The organism is Lacihabitans sp. LS3-19 (assembly GCF_024343575.1).
In the GTDB taxonomy this organism is placed as follows: domain Bacteria; phylum Bacteroidota; class Bacteroidia; order Cytophagales; family Spirosomataceae; genus Leadbetterella.
Genome location: NZ_RJUA01000112.1, coordinates 85613 through 111467, shown reverse-complemented (window position 1 = coordinate 111467; position 25855 = coordinate 85613). Strand labels below are relative to the sequence as shown.

29 protein-coding genes and 1 tRNA gene are annotated in these 25855 nt (G+C 34.8%); 13 read left to right on the top strand and 17 right to left on the bottom strand.

Annotated elements, in window-relative coordinates:
* Window positions 1-106 precede the first annotated feature (106 nt).
* From EGI22_RS16540 to EGI22_RS16515, 6 genes are all read left to right on the top strand, one after another.
* Window positions 107-496, top strand: a complete 390-nt coding sequence (locus EGI22_RS16540) for a TraR/DksA C4-type zinc finger protein (RefSeq protein WP_255069532.1) — start codon at window positions 107-109, stop codon at window positions 494-496.
* A 244-nt stretch (window positions 497-740) separates the two neighbouring features.
* Window positions 741-2246, top strand: a complete 1506-nt coding sequence (atpD, locus tag EGI22_RS16535; RefSeq protein ID WP_255069531.1) for a F0F1 ATP synthase subunit beta — start codon at window positions 741-743, stop codon at window positions 2244-2246.
* Window positions 2247-2309: 63 nt separating this feature from the next.
* Window positions 2310-2648: a four helix bundle protein gene (locus tag EGI22_RS16530; RefSeq protein WP_255069530.1), complete on the top strand. Its 339-nt coding sequence runs from the start codon at window positions 2310-2312 to the stop codon at window positions 2646-2648.
* 58 nt (window positions 2649-2706) lie between these two features.
* Window positions 2707-2949, top strand: coding sequence for an ATP synthase F1 subunit epsilon (gene atpC, locus EGI22_RS16525; RefSeq protein WP_255069529.1), 243 nt, complete (start codon window positions 2707-2709; stop codon window positions 2947-2949).
* Window positions 2950-3414: 465 nt separating this feature from the next.
* Window positions 3415-5220 carry a family 16 glycoside hydrolase gene (locus EGI22_RS16520; protein WP_255069528.1) on the top strand — a complete coding sequence of 602 codons (1806 nt, stop codon included), beginning with the start codon at window positions 3415-3417 and terminating at the stop codon, window positions 5218-5220.
* Between the two features lie 12 nt (window positions 5221-5232).
* Complete coding sequence (locus EGI22_RS16515) at window positions 5233-7173, top strand: hypothetical protein (RefSeq protein WP_255069614.1); 1941 nt, start codon at window positions 5233-5235, stop codon at window positions 7171-7173.
* A 140-nt stretch (window positions 7174-7313) separates the two neighbouring features.
* Here EGI22_RS16515 and EGI22_RS16510 read toward each other — a convergent pair whose 3' ends face one another.
* From EGI22_RS16510 to trpD, 11 genes are all read right to left on the bottom strand, one after another.
* On the bottom strand, window positions 7314-7556 hold the full coding sequence (locus tag EGI22_RS16510) for an Ada metal-binding domain-containing protein (protein WP_255069527.1): 243 nt from the start codon (window positions 7554-7556) through the stop codon (window positions 7314-7316).
* 2 nt (window positions 7557-7558) lie between these two features.
* A complete protein-coding gene (locus tag EGI22_RS16505) occupies window positions 7559-8278 on the bottom strand; it encodes a 2OG-Fe(II) oxygenase (protein ID WP_255069526.1) in 720 nt (239 codons plus the stop codon).
* A 94-nt stretch (window positions 8279-8372) separates the two neighbouring features.
* On the bottom strand, window positions 8373-9005 hold the full coding sequence (locus EGI22_RS16500) for an alpha/beta fold hydrolase (protein ID WP_255069525.1): 633 nt from the start codon (window positions 9003-9005) through the stop codon (window positions 8373-8375).
* 66 nt (window positions 9006-9071) lie between these two features.
* The gene (locus tag EGI22_RS16495; RefSeq protein ID WP_255069524.1) at window positions 9072-9923 is read right to left on the bottom strand and encodes a methylated-DNA--[protein]-cysteine S-methyltransferase; all 852 of its coding nucleotides are present in this window, start codon (window positions 9921-9923) and stop codon (window positions 9072-9074) included.
* A gap of 141 nt (window positions 9924-10064) precedes the next feature.
* On the bottom strand, window positions 10065-10421 hold the full coding sequence (locus EGI22_RS16490) for a hypothetical protein (protein WP_255069523.1): 357 nt from the start codon (window positions 10419-10421) through the stop codon (window positions 10065-10067).
* Between the two features lie 26 nt (window positions 10422-10447).
* On the bottom strand, window positions 10448-10648 hold the full coding sequence (locus EGI22_RS16485; RefSeq protein ID WP_255069521.1) for a hypothetical protein: 201 nt from the start codon (window positions 10646-10648) through the stop codon (window positions 10448-10450).
* A 274-nt stretch (window positions 10649-10922) separates the two neighbouring features.
* The gene (locus EGI22_RS16480) at window positions 10923-11051 is read right to left on the bottom strand and encodes a hypothetical protein (protein WP_255069520.1); all 129 of its coding nucleotides are present in this window, start codon (window positions 11049-11051) and stop codon (window positions 10923-10925) included.
* A gap of 255 nt (window positions 11052-11306) precedes the next feature.
* Complete coding sequence (locus EGI22_RS16475; RefSeq protein ID WP_255069519.1) at window positions 11307-12218, bottom strand: sugar phosphate isomerase/epimerase; 912 nt, start codon at window positions 12216-12218, stop codon at window positions 11307-11309.
* Complete coding sequence (locus tag EGI22_RS16470) at window positions 12211-12651, bottom strand: type II toxin-antitoxin system VapC family toxin (RefSeq protein WP_255069518.1); 441 nt, start codon at window positions 12649-12651, stop codon at window positions 12211-12213. Before EGI22_RS16470 ends, EGI22_RS16475 begins: the two co-directional genes overlap by 8 nt.
* Window positions 12648-12875 (bottom strand): hypothetical protein, encoded by a 228-nt coding sequence (locus EGI22_RS16465; protein WP_255069517.1) that lies wholly within the window; start codon window positions 12873-12875, stop codon window positions 12648-12650. Before EGI22_RS16465 ends, EGI22_RS16470 begins: the two co-directional genes overlap by 4 nt.
* A 104-nt stretch (window positions 12876-12979) precedes the next feature.
* Window positions 12980-13963 (bottom strand): anthranilate phosphoribosyltransferase, encoded by a 984-nt coding sequence (trpD, locus tag EGI22_RS16460; protein WP_255069516.1) that lies wholly within the window; start codon window positions 13961-13963, stop codon window positions 12980-12982.
* A gap of 244 nt (window positions 13964-14207) precedes the next feature.
* On the opposite strand from trpD, the gene recJ reads away from it, so the two are divergent.
* Complete coding sequence (gene recJ / locus EGI22_RS16455; RefSeq protein WP_255069515.1) at window positions 14208-15932, top strand: single-stranded-DNA-specific exonuclease RecJ; 1725 nt, start codon at window positions 14208-14210, stop codon at window positions 15930-15932.
* A 67-nt stretch (window positions 15933-15999) separates the two neighbouring features.
* Window positions 16000-16737 carry an LPS export ABC transporter ATP-binding protein gene (lptB, locus tag EGI22_RS16450; protein WP_255069513.1) on the top strand — a complete coding sequence of 246 codons (738 nt, stop codon included), beginning with the start codon at window positions 16000-16002 and terminating at the stop codon, window positions 16735-16737.
* 57 nt (window positions 16738-16794) lie between these two features.
* Here the strand turns inward: lptB and EGI22_RS16445 are convergent, their stop codons facing one another.
* Entirely contained in the window at window positions 16795-17391 is a 597-nt protein-coding gene (locus EGI22_RS16445) for an OmpH family outer membrane protein (RefSeq protein WP_255069512.1), read from the bottom strand.
* A 185-nt stretch (window positions 17392-17576) separates the two neighbouring features.
* On the opposite strand from EGI22_RS16445, the gene EGI22_RS16440 reads away from it, so the two are divergent.
* On the top strand, window positions 17577-17903 hold the full coding sequence (locus EGI22_RS16440; RefSeq protein ID WP_255069511.1) for a hypothetical protein: 327 nt from the start codon (window positions 17577-17579) through the stop codon (window positions 17901-17903).
* A 411-nt stretch (window positions 17904-18314) separates the two neighbouring features.
* On the opposite strand, the gene EGI22_RS16435 is transcribed toward EGI22_RS16440, so the two are convergent.
* On the bottom strand, window positions 18315-18659 hold the full coding sequence (locus EGI22_RS16435) for a hypothetical protein (RefSeq protein WP_255069510.1): 345 nt from the start codon (window positions 18657-18659) through the stop codon (window positions 18315-18317).
* Between the two features lie 16 nt (window positions 18660-18675).
* Window positions 18676-21126, bottom strand: coding sequence for a penicillin acylase family protein (locus EGI22_RS16430; RefSeq protein WP_255069508.1), 2451 nt, complete (start codon window positions 21124-21126; stop codon window positions 18676-18678).
* An 81-nt stretch (window positions 21127-21207) separates the two neighbouring features.
* Here EGI22_RS16430 and EGI22_RS16425 point away from each other — a divergent pair, with 81 nt between their 5' ends.
* Window positions 21208-21699 (top strand): rhodanese-like domain-containing protein, encoded by a 492-nt coding sequence (locus EGI22_RS16425; RefSeq protein WP_255069507.1) that lies wholly within the window; start codon window positions 21208-21210, stop codon window positions 21697-21699.
* A gap of 58 nt (window positions 21700-21757) precedes the next feature.
* Here EGI22_RS16425 and EGI22_RS16420 read toward each other — a convergent pair whose 3' ends face one another.
* The 3 genes from EGI22_RS16420 to EGI22_RS16410 form a co-directional block, all read right to left on the bottom strand.
* Window positions 21758-23239: a DUF4301 family protein gene (locus EGI22_RS16420; protein ID WP_255069506.1), complete on the bottom strand. Its 1482-nt coding sequence runs from the start codon at window positions 23237-23239 to the stop codon at window positions 21758-21760.
* A gap of 116 nt (window positions 23240-23355) precedes the next feature.
* A tRNA-Gln gene (locus tag EGI22_RS16415) sits at window positions 23356-23426 on the bottom strand.
* Window positions 23427-23547: 121 nt separating this feature from the next.
* Window positions 23548-24333 (bottom strand): SDR family NAD(P)-dependent oxidoreductase, encoded by a 786-nt coding sequence (locus EGI22_RS16410; protein WP_255069505.1) that lies wholly within the window; start codon window positions 24331-24333, stop codon window positions 23548-23550.
* A 142-nt stretch (window positions 24334-24475) separates the two neighbouring features.
* Here EGI22_RS16410 and udk point away from each other — a divergent pair, with 142 nt between their 5' ends.
* From udk to EGI22_RS16395, 3 genes are all read left to right on the top strand, one after another.
* Window positions 24476-25099 (top strand): uridine kinase, encoded by a 624-nt coding sequence (gene udk, locus EGI22_RS16405; RefSeq protein WP_255069504.1) that lies wholly within the window; start codon window positions 24476-24478, stop codon window positions 25097-25099.
* Window positions 25100-25217: 118 nt separating this feature from the next.
* Window positions 25218-25451 carry a hypothetical protein gene (locus EGI22_RS16400; protein ID WP_255069503.1) on the top strand — a complete coding sequence of 78 codons (234 nt, stop codon included), beginning with the start codon at window positions 25218-25220 and terminating at the stop codon, window positions 25449-25451.
* Window position 25452: 1 nt separating this feature from the next.
* Window positions 25453-25827 (top strand): hypothetical protein, encoded by a 375-nt coding sequence (locus EGI22_RS16395; RefSeq protein WP_255069502.1) that lies wholly within the window; start codon window positions 25453-25455, stop codon window positions 25825-25827.
* Window positions 25828-25855: the final 28 nt, after the last annotated feature.

Sequence of the window (25855 nt, the reverse complement as noted above, 5' to 3'; positions counted from 1 at the left end):
ACTTCAGGAATGTTTAAAAAAAATATTGCTAGTTTTTTTAAATAACTTATATTTGCGGGAAATTTAACTGTCTACTTATTAACAACCCAAAAAATTATTTTTAATTATGGCTAATTCAACAGAAGAAAGAACAAGATATTCGGAAACCGAATTGGCAGAGTTTGAAGAAATCATCAACAAAAAGTTGGCTGCTACTTACAACGAAGTGAATTTTATTAAAGAAACGTTGAGTAGGAAAAACGATAATGGTACTGATAACACAGCAGTTGGTTCTAAAACTTTGGAAGACGGAGCGGATGTTCGAGAAAAAGAACAATTGAGTCAATCTGCGGCAAGATTACAGAAATTCGCGTCTCAACTTGAGGCAGCTTTAATAAGGTTGAAAAACGGAACTTATGGAATTTGTAAAGATTCTGGTAAGTTAATACCTAAGGAAAGATTGAGAGCTGTGCCTCATACACAGCAGACCATAGAAGCTAAAATGAAAGCATCTTAAAGCTTGCCTAGGCAAGCTTTTTTTTTGAATGAATGTTGTTGAAATAATAAATTGCTTGATTAATTATTCCAAATGAATTACAATTTAAAAAATGCATTTCATAGTTTCTTCCAATAAAAAGAGCCTTTTATTTGTGATTCTCTAAAAAAAATACAAAAAAGACTCGATTCAAATTTGTTTTATCATGCAGAATTTATAATTTTGCAGTCCAAAAATCAGTAGATTAATTTTAAATATTTCATAAATGGCAAATATTGGTAAAATCTCACAAATCATCGGACCTGTTGTGGACGTTAGTTTTGAGGGGGAAGCCGCTTCTCTACCTGCAATATTAGACGCATTGTCTGTTACAAAGTCAAACGGTCAAAAAGTAATTCTTGAATGTCAACAACACCTTGGTGAAGACAGAATTCGTACCATCGCAATGGATAGTACTGACGGTCTTCAAAGAGGACAAGAAGTAACTCACCTTGGTCAACCTATCACGATGCCAACTGGCGAGGAGATCAAAGGTAGACTTTTCAACGTAGTTGGTGAGGCTATTGACGGTTTAGGCCCAGTAAATACGCCTGGTCTTTCTATACACAGAAGTGCACCGAAGTTTGAAGATCTTGCAACTGCCACTGAGATATTATTTACAGGTATTAAAGTTATTGACTTATTAGCTCCTTATGTAAAAGGTGGTAAAATTGGTTTGTTTGGTGGTGCTGGTGTGGGTAAAACCGTATTGATCCAAGAACTTATCAATAATATTGCTAAAGCTTATGCAGGTCTTTCGGTATTTGCCGGTGTGGGTGAGCGTACACGTGAGGGAAATGACTTGCTTCGTGAGATGATCGAATCAGGTATCGTAAAATACGGTGAAGCTTTCAAACATTCAATGGAAGAAGGTGGATGGGATCTTGATTCAGTAGATAGAGAAGCCTTGAAAGAATCACAAGCAACATTTATTTTTGGACAAATGAACGAGCCTCCAGGTGCTCGTGCTAGAGTTGCCCTTTCAGGTCTAACAGTTGCGGAACACTTCCGTGATGGTGATGGCGAAGGAAAAGGACGTGATATATTATTTTTTATCGATAACATCTTCCGTTTTACACAAGCAGGTTCTGAGGTTTCTGCCCTATTGGGTCGTATGCCTTCAGCTGTGGGTTACCAACCTACTTTGGCTACTGAAATGGGTGTGATGCAAGAGCGTATTGCTTCTACAAAAAGAGGATCTATCACTTCGGTACAGGCTGTTTACGTACCTGCCGATGACTTGACTGACCCTGCTCCAGCTACAACATTTGCTCACTTAGATGCCACTACGGTATTAAGTCGTAAAATTGCTGAGTTAGGTATCTATCCTGCTGTGGATCCACTAGATTCATCATCTAGAATTCTTTCTGCTGAGGTGTTGGGAGATGCTCATTACGACTGTGCTCAAAACGTTAAAAATATACTTCAGAGATACAAAGAATTACAAGATATCATCGCAATCCTTGGTCTTGAAGAACTTTCTGAAGAAGATAAATTGGTAGTTTCTCGTGCTCGTCGTGTGCAAAGATTCCTTTCTCAACCATTCTTTGTGGCTGAGCAATTTACAGGTCTTAAAGGAGTTTTAGTTGATATCAATGATACTATTAAAGGCTTTAACCAGATTATGGCAGGTGAATTTGATCACTTACCTGAGGCGGCGTTTAACCTTGTAGGTACTATTGAAGATGCTAAAGCAAAAGGAGAGAAGTTGATAGAAGAAGCTTCTAAGTAATATGTTAATTAGCTAATTGATTAATTTGTTAATTTTTAGTTTTGAAATAAAAATTTAAAAATTATGAACAATCCAATTGTAGACAAAACATTTCAATTTTCTCTTGACGTTATTACTTTTTGTGAAATTTTAGAAGGAAGCAAAAAATTTGTAGTAGCAAATCAACTATTAAAATCTGGAACTAGTATTGGTGCCAATGTGGTTGAAGCTCAAAATGCAGAAAGTAAGGCTGATTTTATTCATAAAATGAAGATAGCAGCAAAAGAAGCAAACGAAACAAATTATTGGTTAAGAATTTGTAAATTCGCTCCTAGTTATCCGGAATCAGACAAATTGTTAGAATTAATAAATGAAATAGGTAAGATTTTAACAAAAATAATTGCCACAAGTAAATCAAAATAGTTTAAGTGTTTTAGTTAAATTAACTAATCAACACATTAGAAATTAACTAATTAACGAAATGAATTTAGAAATAATAACTCCTGAGAAAAACGTTTTTAATGGCGAAGTTGATGCAGTCATTTTACCTGGTAAAAATGGGCAATTTCAAGTTTTAAAAGATCACGCTCCCATGGTTTCAACTTTGAAAACTGGAGACTTGGTTTATGAAATTGGAAACAAAAAAGAAACTATCAAAGTTGACGGTGGAGTTTTACAAGTATTGAATAACAAGGTTTTAGTATTAGCTGAAGCTGTTATTTAAAACAGATTAAATATATTTAAAGACCGAAGTTTCATAGCTTCGGTCTTTTTTTTGTTCATTTTTTAATATTTAATTACTGGTATCCGATTAAAAATAAATAAATGTGGTTCATTATATCAGCCAGCACTGTTTGAACGCAATCAAAATTCTCTTTCGAAAAAATTACTAACATAAACTACTGATTAAGAGAATTTTGAGTGCGTGAGTTTGCTGGGTGCTGTTTTTTTTGCTTCGTTTTTTTTTGAAAAAAAATGAAGGCCCAGGCGGCAGCCGACACAAAGTAAATAGGGGGTCATTTTCACCCAAGATAAAAAAGTATCTTGAATGGCCATTCAAGACCGATTTGTTTATAAAATATATTTTAGTCGGATGCCAGTAAATATTTAATAAAATATTTTAAAAAACATCTGTTACTCCGAAGTCCATGCCTTATTTTTGTTGCAATATTTAAACTCATTGATTTCTATGAAAAAAATAATTCTCGTTTTGGTTTTATCCCAAAATATAATTTTTGGTCAATCACCTATTCCTTTAAATGACCTCTCTGAATTTGTAATAAAATCAAGCAATTGGAAAATTGTTGGTGATGTATATGCAGATATTGACAAAAAAAACACCATGAGCTTTTCGCCAGGTAAAAGCATTTTATTGTGCGAGCATGAGCAAGGAAAATATGGGATGGACTATGAGCTTTTTACAAAGTTAGAACATGGCGATGTGGACCTTGAATTTGATTTTATGTTGGCCAAAGGGTCCAATTCTGGTGTTTATCTACAAGGCAGATATGAAATTCAATTGTTTGATTCTTGGGGAGTGAAAACACCGAAATATAATGATTGTGGAGGGATTTACGAGCGTTGGAATGATAGCAAACCTGAAGGACAAAAAGGTTACGAAGGTTATGCTCCCAGAGCCAATACCTACAAAGCTCCAGGACTTTGGAATAATATGAAAATATCCTTTCAAGCTCCTAAGTTTGATGCCTCAGGTGCTAAAATATCCAATGCTAAAATAATTTATATAAAATTAAACGGCTTGATCATACACGAGAATGTGGAGATGTCTGGAGTGACAAGGGGAAGTATTTCTCAAGAAGAAGCCAAGTCTGGACCCATCAGAATTCAAGGAGATCATGGTTCGGTTGCCTTTAAAAACATTATTATTAACAAATTTGATAAGGTTGCTGGCAAAGTTTCTAATTTGAGCTACAAAGTTTACTATGGAAGTTTTATGCATGATGCTGACCTATCTAAACTCAAAATAGATGAAAGTGGAAAAACGGATGATTTAACTTGGGAAGTTACTAAAAATCAAAACGACTATGTTTTTGTCATCAACGGTAAATACACAGCTCCGTTTTCAGGAAAATATACTTTTTATACACAATTGGGAGGTAACAGTACTTTGAAAATTGACGGTAAAGAGATTTTAGGCAATAACTGGACAGTGGCCTCTCAACAACGTAATGCCAGTATTGACTTGACTGCAGGAGAACATACATTTGAGATTTTTAATAATAAACGCGATGGTTGGATAAAACCAACATTAGGTTTTTGGTCTGAAGGGCCTGGATTTAGGTCTACTCCTCACCATGTGGTAGGTTCTATGATAGCTTCAAAACCCAGCGATCCTATAATAATTTTAGCAGACAACAACACCAACTTGAGAAGTTTTATAGATTTTAAAAAGAACCCAGAAGATAAAAACTTTAGAATTGTGCATGCTATTTCTGTAGGTTCACCCGAAAATATGCATTATACCTATGACCTCGACAAAGGGGCAATTGTGCAAGCTTGGAAAGGGAAGTTTTTGGATGCTACGCCTATGTGGGAAGACCGCGGCGATGGATCTTCAAAGCCTTTAGGTAGTCTTACTAAATTCAATCATAGCTTGCTATTGTCAAAAAATGGTACTCCAACTTGGCCGTCCGATACGGTTGGGTCAGGATTTAGACCTTTAGGTTATGATTTAGACGAAAATGATTTACCTACTTTCAAATACCTTTTAAAGGGAACTAAAGTAGAAGATAAGATCAGAATAGCTGATAATAAAATGCTTTCAAGAGAAATTTCGATTTCAAATCCTGAAAATTTGATTGCAAGAGTAGCGGAAGGAGAAAACATAGAGAAAGTTGCAGATGGTTTGTATGCAGTAGACAATAAAAGCTATTTTATAAAAATAGAAAATGCCTCAGAAGTAAATATTAGAGGAGGGAAAGAGTTGGTAGTAAGTCCAAAAGATTCCAAAATTATCTATTCAATTATTTTCTAAAATATTAAAATGATGAAATTTAAAATAAATATAATTGCTTTATTATTTCTAGCATTTGGAAATATAAACGCACAAGAGTCACCCAAAGAAGAGGATTTTTATAAAATTGTTACTTTGCCTGTTCCAGAAGGTGTTTTGCTTGAGGTTGGTGGAGTTACCATGATACCTAATGGATCGCTGGCATTGGCGACACGTAGAGGAGATATTTGGATCATTGAGAACCCAAGTTCAAGAAGTCCTTATTTTAGAAAATTCGCGTCTGGACTACATGAAGTTCTTGGTTTACTTTACAAAGACGGTTCTTTTTATTGTGCTCAGCGTGGCGAATTGACCAAGCTAACAGACAAAAACGGCGACGGCAAAGCGGACAGTTATGAGACTGTGCATGCTTGGGAGGTTTCTGGTCATTATCATGAATATTCTTTTGGACCAAAACTCGCTCCTGACGGTGGTTTTTTTGTAAGTGGCAATGTGGCCTTTGGTGATGAGGAATGGTGGAGAGGCGAGGCTAGAGCAAAAACTAGAGGCTCTGTTTTCAAAATATATGAAGACGGTCGTTATGAGCCCTGGGCAGCAGGAATGCGTTCACCAGCTGGTTTGGGCATGCTAGATGGAGAGCTGTTTTATACTGACAATCAGGGAGATTGGATGGGTTCTGGTGGTATGTGGCATTTAAAACAAGGTGTATTTACTGGTCATCCAGCTAGTTTGAAATGGGTCAAAGAGAATAATTCTCCTGTGAAACTGACTGAAGACCAGTTTTATGCTGAAAGAGACAATAGAAAAGTTAGAGGTACAAATGGCCAATATATAAAGCCAGAGAATGTTGTTGATGAAAAATTCAAGATGCTATATGAGTTAAAAGAAAAATATCCAATGGTACAAACTCCTGTGGTTTGGTTGCCTCATGGTATTTTGGGTATATCTAACTCGGAGTTAATTAGAGATGATACCAAAGGTGACTTTGGACCTTTTGCAGGCCAGGTTTTCATTGGTGACCAAGGACAGTCTAAGATTATGCGTGTGTTTATGGAAAAAGTGAACGGAGAGTTTCAGGGTGCAACTTGGGATTTTAGGTCTGGTTTTCAGTCTGGTGTTATGCGTATGGTGTTTTCACCAGATGGATCTATGTTTGTGGGCGAAACAAACAGAGGTTGGGGATCGGCCGGAGATGCCAATCAAGGACTTCAGCGATTGGTTTGGAATGGTAAAGTACCTTTCGAAATGTTGAACTGCAAGGCAATGCCTGACGGGTTTGAGATAAACTTTACGATGCCTGTAGATAGAAAATCGGCAGAGGATTTGGCTAGTTTAACTGCCAGTAGTTTCTTGTATAAACACCACCCTGTGTATGGTTCGCCACCTGTAAACAAAGAAGATTTGAAAATAAAAGGTGTGAAACTAAGTGCAGATGGTAAATCTCTTAGGATTGTTTTGGATGGATTAAGGCCGTATTATATTCATGAGCTAAACTTGGCAGGTATTCGTTCGGCTTCAAATTCGTACTCATTGATTCATCCGACAGTGTATTATACCTTAAACGCGATTCCTAGTGGAGATAAACTTGGAACTTCGGAATTAAAAACTTTTAATTCTGGAAAAGCGAAAGCTGCTGCTCCTTCCAAAACTGCAAAGGAAGTTGTATCACCCGATGGTAAAGGCAAGCCAGCGACTACTGCTACTGCTAAAGTTGCTGAAATAAGTTTTGAAACTGTGAAACCACTACTTCTAAAACATACTTGTCTGGCATGTCATTCACAAGATAAAAAAGTGGTTGGGCCTGCTTTTAAAGATATCGCAAAAAGAAAATATAGCAATGAGAAAATAGTTTCATTGATTTATAATCCAAAACCTGAGACCTGGCCAGATTTTGCAACGCCGATGGCTCCCATGCCTCAGGTGCCTAAAAAAGATGCTCTGACTATTGCGGCTTATATTAATTCACTCCGATAGTCTAAAGCTTCGAAATTTATTTAGATATTAGAATTAACCTTAGTGCTTTTATTTGCAAAGCCTAAGGTTTTTTTTAGTTATTAGATTCTAGCCTTTGAAAATTTCTGCAGAATAAATGGCTAATTGTATTTGATACAATATTAGGTTTCATTTTTCCATTTTTTGTAATCCAAATGCATACAATGCCCACAAGGTCGATAACCATTTTCTAAAGCCTCAGTTTCTGACAAAAAGAAAACCCGATTCTCTTTTTTCATTCGTTTACCTGATTTACAATTTAGTTTTCCATAAATTTTTAGTTTTTTATTTCCTCCAAAGAATATTTGTTTCTGTTTGATTTTGCTTCTTAAATCAATATCTAATATTTCAACGTGATGTATCATTTTCAGCTTAAGGCATCATGGAAGATAATCCCTAAAGTATGTCTTTCTCCACTTTCTATTTCGCTTACACCATGTTTCATGTTTACGCGATAATAGCCTTTGCTGCCTTTGATGGGTCTAAAATTTGTGGTAAATATTAACATATCTCCTTTTTTGGGATTTAAAACTATTGCTTTGGATTGTGCTCTTGGGGTTTGTTGGGTAAGTACAAATTCACCTCCAATATAATCTTTCCCTGGTTCGTTTAGAAATAGTACACATTGAATAGGAAAAAAAATATCTCCATAAAGATCTTGATGAAGCGTATTATGGCCACCTTTCCCGTATTTTAGTATTAAAACTGTAGCTTTATTTTGATTTTTTTCTAAACATCTATTTAAAAACTCTTCATGATTTTCTGGATAAACAGTATCAATTTTTAAACACTTCATCCAAGTATTAGCAATTGGGACTAGTCTTGGATAGACATTTTCTCTAATAATTTGTATGAGACTTGGTAGGGGATATTTGAAATATTTATATTCTCCCAATCCAAACCTGTAGCGTTCCATAGTCACAGTTTTTCGGTATAGATTTGTGTGGATATAACCCTCAATTAAATCTTTGCAATGCTCGCTAGCCAAGATTTCCGGAATAATTGCATAACCTTTTTCATGCATATCCTCTGCAATTTTTGACCAATTTATTGCCTCTAGTTTTTGTTTTACTTCATTAGTCTGCATACTATTATTTTGATGCTATTTCGTTTAGAATTTCTGAAAGTTCGTTGGGTTGACTAAAAAATGGAGAATGACTCGTTCGCATTTTATATACTTTTTAGCATGGTGTTTCGGTATACATTTTCTGTTGTATATATGGGGTAACAGCCTTGTCAATTGTACATTCGATGTAAAATCTAGGTACACTTCCATAGTTTTCTTCTGTCAATTCTAAAGGTGTAATGCCTGTAGCTACACTTTCGTGGCTTAGAATTAGTTTTGCCATTTCAAATATTTCGTCTTCGCAGTCATGATATAGTCCTTCTTTATAAATCGCAGGATCTAGGGTATGGGAATTGGATGCTGGGAATTTTATTACAAAAGGCTTCAAGGCCCCATTTATATCTTTTACTGAATATTCAGCTTGGGTTTTCCCATTTGGGATTAAATAGGCAGCGATATATATTAATTTTTCAATTTTTTCGGACCTATATTCAGCTGCTTGCGAAATCATTATGCCGTTTTTACTATGACCAACCAAAATTACTTTGTCTTCGATGTCATCTATGATTTTACAGATGTACTCTACTGTTGATTTTAAAGTAACTTCTTTAATAGGTGTTTTGTCTTTACCCATTCCAGGTAAATCAATGGCTAAAACTTTATGCCCAAGTTTTTCTAAAATAGGAACAACTTTGTGCCAGTTCCACGAACTATGCCACGAGCCGTGAATCAAAATAAATGTTTTCATTTTTTATGCATTTAAATATTACTGCAAAGATGCAATGCATTAAAAAATGGCAAAACCCGAATCTTGCTATGCTATCTCGGCGTGGGTTTTTGTTCCTTCCCAACCTATTATTATAGTTTTTCTAGTACTTCCCCACATATATTCCCCAAAAACTCCTGAAGATTGAATAACGCGATGACAAGGAATCAAAAATGCTACAGGATTGCTTCCAATAGCTGTTCCCACTGCCCTCGAGGCATTTGGATTCTCTATTTTATGAGCTATAGTGCCGTATGTTGTTAATTGACCTACCGGAATTTTTAATAAAGCTTCCCATACTTTTAATTGAAAATCAGTGCCTTTTAAATGCAGCTTTATTTGTTTGAGCTTTGTCCAGTCTTTCGTAAAAATGCCTACTGCATTTTCTTGAATTATATCTGAACATTTGCTAATCTGAGCATTTGGAAATTGATTTGTTATTGTTTGTAAAGCTATGATTTCATTATCTGCAAATGCCAAATGGCAAATGCCTTTTTCAGTGGAGGCAACTATAATTTTCCCAAAAGGACTTTCTGCAAAATTGTATTTTATTTGTAAGTCTATACCGCCATTTTTATATTCAGCAGGTGTCATTCCTTCTATATTTACAAATAAGTCGTGTAAACGACCTGTGCCAGAAAGGCCTGTTTCAAGGGCAGTTTCAAATAGCGTTGCTTGGTTTTCTTTTAAAATGGTTTTGGCATATTCTAGCGAGGTGTATTGTAAAAACTTCTTTGGGCTAGTGCCTGCAAACTCACTAAATAACCTTTGGAAATGAAAAGGACTTAGATTTATTTTTTCTGCTACTTGATCGAGGTTTGGTTGGTCTTTAAAGTTGGTTTTTATATATTCTATGGCATTTGCAATTCTTGTATAATTGAGTGTTTGTTGATCAGTCATTTCTTTTCAAATGTTTAATAAGGCAAAGATTGGTATAAGTTTTTTAGGACAAAACCCGAAACTTGCTAATTTCCTTAATCAGCTTTTTGGTTTTTTTTGCTCAATATTTAAATTGCAATAAAAACTTTTAAAATTACCAACTTATTTTTTAAAAAAGGTTTTGAAAGGTTCAATTGTTAAAATCTTAACATAATCTGTTTGGCTTAATTTGAAAGAAAAGGTGTCGCTAGATGGGCAATTACATGCCGTACAATTCACATTGTCGTCTTTTGTGTTTTTGAATTCTAATAAGTTTACTATGCCATTGTTTTTCAGATATAATTTAAATCGTTCCTCTCTAGAAAGGTTAGGATTTGCAAAATACTCCGTTTCGTCCCATGGTTCGGAGCATTGTGTAGGTTTGTAACTGATAGTTTCTGTCTTATCGGACATGACTTCAACATTATTACATGCGGTAAATCCAAAGGAAAAGAATATTAATAGTTTTATGAAATTCATATTGACTAAAGGTTTTTGATATAAATTTAAGAATATAAGTTGTCTATAATGATTTCATTTTGAACTCGACTTAGTTTGTATTCATTTTCGACGAGTCCAAAAACAGTTATTAAAGTAACAAATATTGATTTTCTCGTTTTGGTTTTTTCTCTGAAAATCTGCACTTTTTTAGCCAATTCTTCAAAGTATTTTTTGTCAATCGTGAATTTGCCATCGTAAAATTTCATTTCAGAAATAATCGAAAGCACTCAGAAATCCTGATTTGTGAGAGTCAATCCAGGGAAATTCATCAAAGAAAATTACAGCTTTCTTCTTTTTTAAAATCTGTAATAAATAGGCTTGTAAGCGAACAAAAGCCTCCTGCCAAGTCGCTGGTGGAATGATTTCGGCTTTGTATTTTTGTCGTTCAGATAGTTTCGCATTAAAGTTTGATAGCTGATCTTCAATTAAGCCATTTATTTGCCCTGAAAAACTGAAAACGAGTTCGTTTTTGAAATATTCTCAGATAAGGTAGGTTTTGCCTACTCTTCTACGACCATAAACAGCAACAAGTTCTGCTTCAGATGATAGGAGTATTTCTCTGAGAAGAATTTTCTCTGTTTTACGACCAATTATTATTTGTTCCTCCATTTATTGCCAGCCAAAATCTATACAAATAGATACATTTTGGCTGTGAATAAAAAAACTATTGCTAGCCAAAATGCATAAAAAATATCTAAAAATGGCTGCGAATAAAAAATTAATGCCAGCCATTATATGCAATATTTTATATATTTTGGCTGCAAATAAATATATTAAATAATTTATAATTAGGTAATTGTGTATTTTTTTTGTTTAGAAAATATTTGAAAAAGGGACATTTATTTGAATGTGAAATTGTATATATCAATCCAAAAATTGCTTCACATAATTTCTTGATGTTCTGATAGCTGCCATTACATCTTCTGGACTTCCTTCGTAGGCTTTGTCTTCTACTTCTATCACAACTGGGCCGCGATATCTTACATCTGTAAGAGCAGCAAAAAATGCCCGCCAGTTTACATCGCCAAGGCCAGGAAGTTTGGGTGAGTGATATTCTAATGGATTTGCTAAAATGCCTACTTTATCAAGTTTTTCTTTATATACTTTTACGTCTTTAATATGTACATGATGGAGGCGGTCTTTGTATTGGTAGATGGGTTTTATCTCGTCCATCATCTGAAATATCATGTGCGATGGGTCATAGTTTAAGCCAAATAATGGTGTTGGGAAGATTTCAAACATTCTATCCCAAACGGCAGGCGATATTGCTAAGTTTTTACCACCTGGCCATTCGTCGTTGGTGAAAAACATTGGGCAGTTTTCTATGCCTATTTTTATTCCTTCTTGTTCGGCTGTTTCTATGATTGGCTTCCAAAGTTTTTTGAACAAATCAAGATTGTCTTGCATGTTTAATACCTGATTTCTACCAATAAAGGTATTCATTACTGGTACTCCCAATTTATTACATGCTCTTATTATTTTCTTGATATGCTCAATATAAAACTCAGATTTCTTAGGGTCAGCATCAAGAGGATTTGGATAATAACCAAGGCCTGAAATGCTAACATTCCGGTCTCCCATATATTTTTGAATATATGCCACATCCATATTTTCTACATCAATATGCGTAACACCTGCATATCTACGAGCATCGCCGCTATTGCCAGGCCAACACATCATTTCCACACATTTGAACTCATTCTGAGCCGCAAAATCGATAACATCTTTAAATCCAAAATCAGCCAAGATTGCTGATACGAAACCTAGTTTAAGCATTTTGTATATTAGTTTTTAAACATTCTTTTTCAAAAAATGAATTCAATAAAATATCAGATGTTATGAATAATTCGGAATGTTTTTTTAGTGAAACAGCTGTAGATAATTGTATAGCGTCTAGTGTTCTCAATCCTGATTTTCCATAAATTGAAAATAATAATTTTGCTTTTTCTAAGATTTTATTTTCAATTGAGATAAACGAAAATTTATTAAAGTCGTTTTCAAAAAAATCAATAGAGATTTTTGCAATATTTTCAGTTAACTCTTTAGTTCTTACTTTCTTCCAGATTGTTGAGGTAAATTCAATTTTGGATATTTCTGAGAGGTATATCGCCGTTAATTTAAAGTTAGAAAAAAGATTTTCTAACTCGTCAGTGCCAGATTCCTGATGATATAATTTGATGAGTGAAGATGTGTCTAGAAATATTTTCATATTCCATCTCTTTCTTCTATTAATGCTTCACTTAGTGAAGTCTTTAATCCTCTAAGATTTTCCTTGCTTTTAGAAAAAGAAAAATCATTTAGTTGTATTCCACTAGTTTTTTCAACATTAGTATCCTCTAAAAAAGTAACTATTACCTTCAATGGTTTTTTAGATGGATATTCTTTATCCAATTTTACTTTTCCATTTAAATATGTACCTTCAAGTGCGACCATAAAATGAATATTTTATTCAAATTTAACTTAATTCATTTAATATCAAATATAGATTTTAAAAAGAAATCTTCAGAAATATATGGGTTTGAGAATCTTATTATTTCTTAATTTATCAATTTTTCCAAACTTCTCAAAGCTTTTCCACTTACTAAAGATTCATTCGCCTGAGCTATTCCTTCTTCAATACTTATTTTTCGAGCGATGCTCAATGCAATACCCGCATTAGTCAAAACGGCTGATGTTTGAGCTTTTGTGCCCTCATTTTTTAAAATATCGACCATTATTTTACCTGACTCTTCTAAAGTTTCGCCGCCAGAGAGATCCTTAGCTCTAACTTTCTCCATTTTTAGGTCATCTGGTTTAATAATTTTATCGGAAGAATTATTTGCCAACCTAAAATCTCCAGTTAGCGAGACTTCATCATATCCATCCAAGGCGTGTATTACGCCAAATTGTGTTTGAGATGCCAAAAATAAATCTTTGAATAACTCAAAGGTTTTCAAATCAAAAACACCAGTAAGCTGTTTGTTTACTTTGGCTGGGTTCATCAAAGGTCCTAGGATATTAAAAAAAGTCTTGATGCCTAATTCTTTCCGTACTGGTCCAACAAACCGCATGGCAGGATGAAATAGCGGTGCATGCAAATAACAAATACCTGCAGTATCAATTTTCTTTTTTAAATAATCTTCATCGTTTGTAAATTTTATGCCTAGATACTCCAAAACTGTGCTGCTACCTACTGCAGAACTCACACCATGATTACCATGTTTGGCTACTTTTTGACCAGCACCGGCTACTACAAATGCCGAAGTAGTAGAAATATTAAAGGTGTCTTTGCCGTCACCGCCAGTACCACAAACATCCATTGCATCAAACTCACTCAAGTCAACTCCAATTGCCAATTCTAGCATCCCTTCACGAAATCCTTTAAGTTCGTCCACCGTAATTCCTTTTTGTTGGATACCCATTAAGAAAGCAGCGATTTGAGAAGGGTTTATTTCGCCAGAACCAATTTTTATGATGGCTTCGTAAGCTTCTGGACTAGATAAATTTTGCGAAGAAATAAGGTTTCCGAGGAGTTTTTTCATTAAGAAAGTATTTGAATCTTAAAATAACTATATCGGTCAGGATATATCAAGAGATTATGCTATTATTTGATTTTTTAGAAAAAAAAAGAGTACCTCCGCGGCACTCTCTTAACGTTGTATTTGACAAATTTAGTGAAATTACATTCTCTGGGTAAAACCTTCAAACGAGACTATTGTCAACATTTTTTGTTTTCTATTAAGCATAGTTTCAATTTCTGTGCCATAATTTATAAATTTGCTAATTATGGAAAAAAACTGGAATTATAAACCCGCACCTTTGCTACAAGAAGAGCTCGAATTGGTTAGCAATTTGGCTCAAGAACTCAACATATCCATCGCTATGGCTACGATGCTTTGGCAGCGTGGTGTTTTTCAGTTTGACCAAGCCAAACATTTCTTTAGGCCTTTACTTGAGGATCTCCACGATCCTTTTTTGATGGCGGATATGGACAAAGCTTTAGGAAGGTTGTTGCTAGCGATTGAAAAAAATGAAAAAATACTAATTTTTGGGGATTATGATGTTGATGGTACCACTGCGGTGGCATTGTTTTATGGATTTCTGAAAAATTATTATTCAAATATTGAATATTATAATCCTGATAGATACAAAGAAGGCTATGGGATTTCTACCATAGGGATTGATTTTGCCGCTGAAATAGGGGCAAAGTTGATGATAAGTTTGGATTGTGGTATTAAATCTTTAGACAAGGTTGAATACGCCCAATCAAAATATGGCATCGATTTTATTATTTGTGACCACCACGAACCTGGGGATGAATTGCCTGCTGCGGTGGCAGTTTTAGATCCAAAACGAACAGATTGCCCATATCCTTTTAAAGAACTCACAGGGAATGGTGTTGGATTTAAATTACTTTCCGCATTTTGCATTCGTCAAAATATTCCTATTCAAGAGCTTTTTGAATATCTTGATTTAGCAATGGTAAGTATCGCCTCTGATATTGTACCTATAGTTGGTGAAAACAGGATTTTGGCTTATTATGGCCTGAAGAAAATAAACGAGAATCCGAGAACTGGCCTGAAAGCTCTGAAACAAGTAGCTGGGTTTTCTGGTGAAATGAGTATTGAAAACGTAGTATTTGTTTTGGGGCCTAGAATAAATGCCGCTGGTAGAATAAAGCATGCAAAAGCGGCGGTGCAATTGCTTTTAGCTGATGACTTTGAGGATGCCTTGGCATTTGCATATGAAATTCAAAATAACAATACCGAAAGAAAAGGGCACGATTCAAGAATAACTGAAGAAGCTCTTGAAATGATAAAAAAGGACGATTGGTTGTACAATACCGCCAAAAGTACGGTGCTTTTTAGTCAAAATTGGCATAAAGGTGTGATAGGAATAGTAGCTTCGAGATGCATTGAGAATTTCCATAGACCAACGATAATCTTTACAAAATCAGGTGATAATGTGGCAGCTGGTTCTGCTCGTTCAGTGCCTGGATTTGATTTGTACCAAGCTATTGATAGATGTGCCCATTTGCTGATTCAGTTTGGCGGACACATGCATGCTGCCGGTATGACCATAGAAATAGATAAAATAGATGAATTTCGGGCATATTTTGATATGATTGTCAACGAAATGATTCTGGAGGAGCAGTTGATTCCAAAAATCAACATTGACATAAAAATAGATTTGTCAGAAATAAGTCCGAAGTTCTATAGAATCATGAAACAGATGGCACCTTTTGGGCCAAAAAACATGCAGCCTATTTTTGTTTCAGAAAATCTTTCTTTGGCATCAGACCCAAGAATTTTAAAAGAAAAACACTTGAAACTGGAGATTTTAGATGAAGATACGGGTTCGATATTTTCTGCAATAGGTTTCGGGATGGTAGATGACTTTTATCAAAAGCTAAAAGACGGGAACAAATTCAAAATGGCGTATTCTATTGAGGAGAATACTTTTCGAGATAAAACAACTTTACAGCTGTTTATTAGGGATATTAAGTTTTAAACCTAACATTTTTTAACTACCTCAATTAAAGAATAAATTGGTAATTTTACAGCCAAAATATTGAAAGATGATTTTACGCACCGAAAACCTCGTTAAGAAATACGGACAAAGATTCGTGAACAATCAAGTGAGTTATCAAGTAGCTCAGGGTGAGATTGTTGGACTTTTGGGGCCTAATGGTGCTGGAAAAACTACTTCATTTTATATGGCAGTGGGTTTGGTAAAGCCCAATGAGGGTAAAATTTGGCTAGATGATTTAGATATTACTAGTCTACCTATGTATAAAAGAGCAAAACTAGGAATAGGTTATTTGGCTCAAGAAGCTTCTGTTTTTCGCGATTTAACTGTTGAAGAAAACATTATAGGCGTGATGGAATTGGCTTTGCCGAAGATGACCAAACAAGAAAGAAAAGAAAAAACTGAGTCGCTGCTTGAAGAGTTTAGTTTAACTCACGTTAGAAAAAACAAAGGTATTGTGTTGTCAGGAGGGGAAAGACGCAGAACAGAAATAGCCAGGGCTCTTGCCGTAGATCCTAAATTTATATTGTTAGATGAGCCCTTTGCCGGTGTTGACCCAATTGCTGTTGAAGAGATACAAAGTATTGTGGCCAAACTAAAACACCGGAATATTGGAATTTTGATAACAGACCACAACGTAAACGAGACTTTGTCAATTACCGACCGTGCATATTTACTTTTTGAAGGTAAGATTCTTCGCCAAGGCACTGCGGAAGAATTAGCGGCTGATGAGTTAGTAAGAAAAGTATATCTCGGTATGAACTTCGAGTTGAAACGTAAGTTTTAAACATAAAAAAAGACGAGAATTTGATCTCGTCTTTCTTCTACATATACTTTATAGATATTATTTCTTAGCGGTAGAATCAACTGCGGCTGGTTTTTTACTAGAACTTTTATACTCTTCATTTAAGCCTTTCAACACATCTTGCGTAATGTCTAAGTCCTCTTTTGCATACAAAACACCACCACCTTTTGAGTATCCAATAACCATGTCGTATTTGTCGCTGCTATTGTATTTTTTCAAATAATCATGAATATTGCTTAACAAAGCGTCTGTCTTTTTAGCTTGCTCTTCTTGTAGGTTTCCAGCTGCATTGTCTCTGAAAAGCATGATGTCTTGCTCTTTTTGTTGCAATGCCAACTGTGTTGTTTTAGCTTGCTCTTCTGTCATTCCACCTGCCTGAGCACGTCTTTGAAATAATGCCACCTCGTTTTGGAACGATTGAGATCTTTTTGCTAAATCATTCTCTAAAGCAAATCTTTTATTGTCAAACTCTTTTACAACATCTTTGTAATATTCGTAATTGTTAAGAAGTGTATCAGTATTTACGTACACAATTCTACCCGAAGGTTGGCCTCCAGTTTTAGTGTCTCCAGCTGATTTGCTACAGCTAAGAATGGCCATCGAAAGACCTAAGAATAGTAAGCTTATTTTTTTCATTTATATTGTTAATTTCTGAATAAGGCTGCAAATATAATTATTTTAATGATTAATCTAAATATATGATGATGTCCTTTTGGTTTGAATGGTGCTTTTTTGCTGTTTTTATCTGGCATAAGAAGCTCTTGGAGCGTTTTTTGCTGTTGAAAAAACGTTTAAAATTAATAATTCAAACTACTTTTGTCATGCTTGGTATATTTCTTATCTATTGGATTGGCAAAAAATACTATGTTTTAGCTGAAAACAATAATCGTTCTCCTTGGGGATTCGCTATTTTGGGTATTATTATTTATTATAGTTCTCAGTTTGCTATGGGTATTGGCTTAGCAATTCTGATGCCTGAAATGTTTATTGGCAACAATAACGATATTATGCTAAATGTTTTAGGAATTGGAATTGGCCTTTTGGTTTGGTATCTAATCTTTCAATATCTTGAAAGTAAGTGGGAAAATGAAGAAGAATTTGTAGAAATCGATGAGATTAGTGAGATTGGGAAAGATTTGGAAGGTTAATTTTTAGCAGGTTGTATTTCATTAAAATTTAAATTATACGGCTTTGAACTTATTAGTTTTGTTTTGGATTGCAAAGAGATATTACAAATTAGCTATATCAAATAATCGTTCGGGCATAGCATTGGCTTTTCGTGGAATTGTTATTTATACGGTAGCAAATATTGGGTCGGTATTATTTTTTTATTTTGGTTTTCCTAAATTTCTCCATCAAATAGAAAACACTAAATCTCAAATTTTTGATTATTTCTGTTCATCTATTGGTATTGTTTTTTGGAACTATGGTTATTTGTTTTACAAAAGGAAATTTAGGAAAGAACAAATGAAAGTGAATGAAGATATTGTTTTAATAGGAAAATAAAAAAACGGATGCCCAAGGCGTGGGACATCCGTTTAGGAATTTCAAATCGTAATTTATTTAAAATATCTACGCATTTGTACACCAGACATCCCAGCAAAGCCGCCAATAGCTGTTGCAATCAATGTCATTATTGTAAATACAAAAGCTATTTTTGGAACTTTAGCCAAAAAGCCAACCCCGCCCGTAAATAATTCGGCAATTTTATCAATCAAATTTACGTCTGCTGTAGCATTTAGAAATGTTGCGTAACCAATCCAAAGGGTAACAGTTGCCGCAGATGCGGTTAGATAAGCCTCTTTTGGAGTCTTAGCTTTCCACCAACACAGTGCCAATGCCACAGGTGCAATAATCCACCAAGGTCCGAAATATGAGGCAATGCCTCCAATTATTAATATCATTAAATATAGCATGTCTTTATTTGTTTTTAGGTTTAATTGTCATCGTTCTTGTCAATTTTGCAGACTTTTCATCTACGGTTTTCATGAAGACCAAAGTGTCTAGTTTTCCAGCTGCCCACTTGTCAACCATGTTATCATAGTATTTGCTTCCTACATTGCCTGACTGCCCGCCTGGGTATAGGCCATAGCCTCTTGGCCATTCTTTGTCTAGCTCCACCACCATTCTCCACGATGGCCCTGTACTTGCCGTTGTTGCATTTACGATGCCTTTTCCTCCACCGTTCATGATTCCAGTTCTAGAGAAACTGCCTATTTTTCCTAAATGTCCTATACTCGTATTTTTTATTTTTGCCCAAGCCCATGTTTCAGGATTCATTGGTCCATTATGAAGGGTTAAGCTGTCGATTGTTGCTTTGAAACTTCCATTTATTATTTCAGAAATTGTTTCTACTTTATCTTTTGTATTTGTATTGTCAAACCATTTTGCAGTGCTTTCTTTTTTTATCATTTCAAAAGTTCTATCTTCTGATGGATGCAACAAAAATTGTTTAGAAGGAAATTCGTCGTCCCATATCCAATTTCCAAGTTCAGTTGTCCAAGCTTCATAAATTGTTGCTCCAACAGCATCGGGTCCGTTTACCAAATCCCATTTTTTCATGATATCTATTGCAGGGGCTAAGCTTGCCTCTTTTGAGCTTTCAAGATAAGTTAAAAGCGTTGGTAAAATTCTCCTTGCGGACACATTGAAATTGTCATTTTGTAAGGACCTCAAACTATCTGCATTAGCGTTGGTCATAGCTGTTAATCTTTCATTTATCCTGATTCCACGACTAGATGGAGCAAATTTCCACCCTAAATAATATGGGTAAGTTGGGTCAGTAGAGAATTGATTGGCTGAGCTCACAAATCCCCTTGGAGGATTTTTTACGGTAGGATTTTGTTCCATCGGAATCCAACCTTGCCAATCGTGTTCTGGCATAGATCCATCAAGTATATATTTACCCTGTTCTTTCCATTTTAAAGGAAACTTGCCATTAGGCGTAATAGCTATGTCATTTTGATTCGATGCAAATATGAAATTTTGGGCAGGAGCTGTATAGTGTGTCAATGCCTCTCTGTAGTCATCGTAGTTTTTAGCTCTATTCAACAAATGAAAAATCATTAAATCTGACCCCGTAGTTTCAAGGGCAATCCATCGCATGGCATGTCCAGCTGGAGTGTTTTTGTTAAAATTTGTGGTTTTTGATTCATTGTAAACAACTGGTCCATGGTGCGTATATATCAAAGTGTCTTTGATGACCAAACCAGACTTTAATCTATATTGCTCAATATATTTTGTGGTTGGAATCCATTTATCGTTGTGCATATAATGCGTTTTTTCGGCGTTGTTGAATCTTATTTTATAAAAATCCATTACGTCGCTTCCTACATTGGTAACGCCCCAAGCTATATCTTTATTAAAACCGATAACTATACCAGGGCAACCAGGTAGAGCCACTCCATATACATTAACTGTTGGGCAGCTTAGCTGCATCTGATACCATATCGAAGGTAATGTTAGACCAAGGTGTGGGTCATTTGAAAGTATAGGTAAGCCCGTTGAAGACTTCGAACCGCCAATGGCCCAGTTATTTGAGCCGATTTCTGGTGCGGGACTTGGTATTTTTACTATCAATTTGTCATCATCAGCTCCTGACATTATTTTGGTAGGAGTTTTTACTGGTAATGGGCTAAAATCCCATTTGGTACCAACTGGAATAATCGGAGATTCTTCTACAGGATAATCAGGGAATAAGTCTTTAACAGTTTCAAAACCAAATTGATCCACCACATTGGTGATTCTGAAATCGTCGCTGCCACCGTTTAGGGTGCTACGCATGTTCATGAGCATCAAAATTGTTTTGTAGGGTGTCCATTCAGCTGGTTTATAGCCTAAAAGCTTGTATTCTACTGGTAAGTTTTTGTAGTCAATTTGTGAAATATAAGTATTTACACCTTTAGCATAAGCTGTAAGAATTCTCGAAGAAATAGAATCAGTTTTCAAATTTTCAGCAATTTTGGCCGCTGCTCTTGCCATTCCCAATCGTCTGTTGTATCTGTCAAATTCTAAGGCTTTTTCTCCAACCACTTCAGTTAGTCTTCCCGAAGCCACCAAAGTATAAAACTCCATTTGCCAAATTCTGTCTTTGGCCATTACATATCCCTGTGTGAAATATAAATCATCTTCATTTTTTGCAAAAATATGGGGGACCTGATTTTCGTCAAAGATTACTTTTACTTCGTCTTTTACACCTTCAAGGTTAAGTTCAGAGTCTGTAAGTGTCGATTTATTGGTTGTATTTTGCAAAAAACCTTCGAAAGGGCTAAATAGCCTGCCTAATGGAGGAAGTGGACCTATGGGATTGTGAAGCAAAAAAATCAAGCCCACCATTACCAGATAACTCCAAAAGTGTTTAATTATTTTCATTGTTTGTCAATTTGGTTATTTTTCGAAATTTATGAAATTTTATTGATTTTATTTTGTTTTAATAAGGACTTAAATTATAAAATGAAAAAAATAATCTTAATCGTTTTGGCTCTAATCTCCTCGCTTATTTCAACTGCCCAGTCCAAATCATTTGATTTATTGTTGAAAAAAATGATAAAGCAAACTGTCCCAATCATTAAAGTCGATGAATTGAAAAATAGAACCAAGGATTATGTGCTTTTGGATACCAGAGAATATGAAGAATTTAAAGTTAGTCATATAAAAAATGCTAGGTATGTTGGGTTTAATGATTTCAAAATAGAAAGCGTAAAAGATATTCCGAAGAATACGCCAATTGTAGTTTATTGCTCAATTGGTGTCAGAAGCGAGCAAATAGGCGAGAAGCTTTTAGCTGCGGGCTATACGAATGTTAAAAACTGCTACGGAAGTATTTTTGAATGGGTAAATGAAGGAAATCAGGTCGTGGATATGGACAACAAAGTTACCCCAAAAGTACATGCCTACAATAAAAAATGGGGTGTTTGGGTGAAAAAAGGGGAGAAGGTATATTAAAAAAAGAGAGACTTGCTTAATCTCTCTTTTATAAATAAATATTAATATTTGCCTGATTTTAAGCAGGTTGGTGCTCTTTTCTTAATAAATCATTTACTGTTTTTACAGGGTTAAAGGTTATCAATGGTACCTCTACAAACAAAGTATTCCAATCTGACATTGCTCCATTCCAAAGACCAGGTAGCTCTTGGGCTTTAAGCGTTTTGCCACTTTGCGATTTTTCAGTTATAAATCCAGTTTTTGGATCTCTAAATTTCAAAAGATCGTATTTCTCTTTCTTGATATTCTTAGTGGCACATATCAAATCTACTGGATTAAAATGCGTAGCATTCTCAAAAATCTCCTTTTGCTTTTTGTTTTTCATGTCAAACTGAGCGGACTCTACTATCTGAAGCGAAATAGATTCATCGCTGTTTTTCGCCCAAAAAGGTCCACCGCCAGGTTCTCCTACATTTTTAACCATTCCACAAACTCGCAATGGTCTATCTAGTTTAGAAAGTGCAAACTGGAGTTTTTGCTCAGGTATCCAAAGTCTGAATCCTTTCGGGGTTTCTACATTCAGTGTTTCTCTAATAAACTTAACCGCCTTATTAACCATATAGGTGGTAGGTTTAGGCTTTTGAAGTCTTTTTAAGAAATAAAATATTTGTTTTTGATAATCTAACAAAAGACCAGCCAAAGCTTTTTTGTAGGTTATTGTTTCGTTTTTTAAATGGTCAGGAACCACATTGTCTACATTTTTTATAAAAATTACGTCGGCGTCTATATCATTGAGATTTTCTAAAAGTGCTCCGTGTCCAGCTGGACGAAAAAGCATTTTGCCTTGATTGTCTAAAAATGGTTCATTGTTTAAATCAACTGCTACTGTATCTGTAGAAGCTTTTTGCTCAGAAAAAGTTATGTCGTATTTTACATTGTAAGTTTGCTCATATTGACTTTTTACAGTGTTTATCAAAGCCCTAAATTTCTTTTTGTGCTCTGGCGAAACTGTAAAGTGTAATCTTACTTTGCCCTTGTTGTTGGCATATAAGGCACCTTCTACCAAGTGCTCCTCTATTGCAGTTCTAGTGGTATTGCCATAGCTATGAAACTCTAAAAGGCCCTTTGGTAAATTGCCATAGTCTAATCCATTGGCACCTAGCAAAGCTTCTAAACTGGCTTGTTTTTCGCCATTTCCTAAATATTTCGAGAGACTATTATAAAATGCAAAGCTCTTTAGGTTTTCGTGAAATTGCTCCACCGATTTGTCCGATTTTCCCTCGTCTTTGGCAGCGTAAAGCGATTTGAACATTCTGCTCGCAGCACCAGATGCTGGCACAAACTTCAATAGTTTTTTCTTAGTAGATTGGTTTTCAAATACTTCAAGGTATTCTTTGAGTTTTGTATCATCCAATTTAATCATGCCATCCCCTATGGTTGCCGCTCTTCTGGCAGTCATAAATGGAAACCCAGACTTAAAGTTTTCTATTTGTTGTTCTATAGTTTTTACGTCGCTGCCTCTCTCGGCTATCTGTTTAAGGTCTTTTTCAGAAAATTGCATATTTTAAAAGGGGTAAAATTTGGAATTCAATTAGGCAAAAAGTTTTAGGATTAGCAAGTGTTTGAAGATAAAAAGGGTAGAAAAACAAAAAAGTCGCTCGAAAGCGACTTTTTCTGTTGGCTTACCAGGGCTCGAACCTGGAATAACGGCACCAAAAACCGCTGTGTTACCATTACACCATAAGCCAATCCTGTAATGTGGGTGCAAAAGTAACTGAGCAATTGAATTCTTCCAAGTAGTTTTCCAAAAATATTTCAAAGTATTTTTTGGAAAACCATTTTTGAAAGAATGTTTTTTGGTTTAGACTATTATAAATACTTGAAGGACAAAGGGTCAGGATATTGAAAAGAGTAATTGCTCAATTCTAAAAACTTTTCAACACTAACGATTTTGTTGGTGGTTACTTTCGAAAGATTTACCATTTTGGTATTTTCGGCATTACAAGTTTTCCAAATTTCGGCTCTTTGAGGATGTTCTGGGCTGACAATATTAAATGTTTCGTTCCAAATATTATTTTCTAATAAATATAAAATAACTCCAACAGCATCATCTTGATGAATGTAGTTTACCCTTGAAGTGTCGTTTTCTGCTTCTTTTTTAAGGTATTTGCATGGATTTCTGTCATACCCCATCAAGCCGCCAAACCTTAATATTAGGTATTTTTGATCTCTGTTTTTTGCAGAATCAATAATTTGATTTTCGGCTTTTACAAGAAAATGAGAAATATCAGCGTCTTCCTCTATCATTTTTTTACCCAAATTTGGGTAAACTGAAGTAGAGCTTATAAATATTATTTTTTTTACTTTTTGAGAATTTTCAGTTATAGTTTTTATTTGAGATAAAAAAAAGTCCTCTCCATTAGTTTTTACTTTTGGTGGAATGGCAATTATTAATATTTCACTTTCAAAAAAATCAATTTCTCCTTTTAACTCAGGATTTAGAATAATTTGGCTTGATTTGATTCCAAGCGAAGCTAAATGTTGGGCCTTTTCGATAGAAGTTGCACTTCCTTTTACAGCATAATTATAATTTTGCAAAGCCAAGGCTAAAGGTTTTCCAAGCCAACCACAGCCCAATATTGAGATTTCATTCATAATCCTTCAACGAGTGTTTTTACGTTTTGGTTTAAAAATAGAATAGATTGATTTTAAGTAAAATGAAGTTTGGATACGAGTTTTTATTATTTTTGCATCCGAAAAAATATTCTTGTTAAAATTTTATTAAAATCTAGTGAATTTGAATGCTAAGCCTTACATAATCGGAATAACAGGAGGCAGTGCTTCAGGTAAAACTTATTTTTTGCATAGTCTTTTAAGTCATTTTACTGCTGATGAAGTTTGTTTGATTTCGCAAGATAACTATTATAAAAAAATAGATTTAGTACCAAAAGACGAAAACAAAGTTGAGAATTTTGATTTGCCAGAATCAATTGATTTTGAAGAATTTGCACAACATATTGAAGACTTAAAGAACGGAAAAGTCGTCCTTAAAAAAGAATATACTTTCGAAAAAGCCGATGCAATTGCAAAAACTCTGGAGTTTAAACCTGCACCAATTATAGTAGTAGAAGGTATTTTTGTTTTTCATGATCCATATATTTCCAAACTCCTCGACTTAAAGGTTTTTATTGATGCCCTTGAGCATATCAAAATCCGAAGAAGGATAATCAGAGACAATAACGAACGGGGTTATGATCTTGATTCGGTGCTATATAGATGGGAAAATCATGTAGCTCCCACTTATGAGAGATTCATAAAACCAACTAAACAGGACGCAGATATAATTATCAACAACAATAAACATTTTGAAAATGGCTTGAAAATTCTGACTTCATTTATGCGAAATTTATTATCCAAATAACTTTCTTCAAGGTAAAAATCCATTTCAATAGGTAATATTACGCTTTTTATATTCAAGAAAAACTACGCTAAAATCATTCAATGGTTAGATATAATTTTGATTAACAAAATTTATTGCCATGAAAAATCAAAAATTAGAAATTGTTTTAGAAGGATTTGATCTATCCAGCACCCAGCTGAAAGGTTTAGAGAAAGAGGTGAACTCTTTAGTAGCCAAACATTTGGTAGATGCCCAAATCAGTAAATCTATCGGTACAAAACTGAGGATAAACCCGGAGTGGTTAGGCATTTGGCTTAAAAAATTCAAAAATGAAGGATTGCTTAATAAAGCAAAAACTTATAAGCAATTCTAAAATGAAAAAACAAAAGTATGCATGCCCTTCCGCTACCAACAGCGAAGGGGCATCGCTTTTCGGTATTGTTGGCAATGACGGCCTTGTGAAATTTCTACCACATACTGTCGCACTTGACCAAGAATTGATTTCTCTCGGAAATTCTCATTCTAATCCTGAGGCTAAGTTTAGATATACTCAAACTTGTGCTGAAAAAGGCTGCAAACAATGGACTGGTGAAAAATGTGGAGTAATAGATAAGGTTTATGGGATGAAACTGGAAGCTATAGATCATCGAGGGCTTAAATGTCCTATTATGAATGATTGTAGATGGTACGCACAAGAAGGCCCAAAGGCTTGCGGAGTTTGTCCTTTGGTAGTTGCAGATTTAATTTGATATTCATAGGGTTTGTTTAGGTTAATAG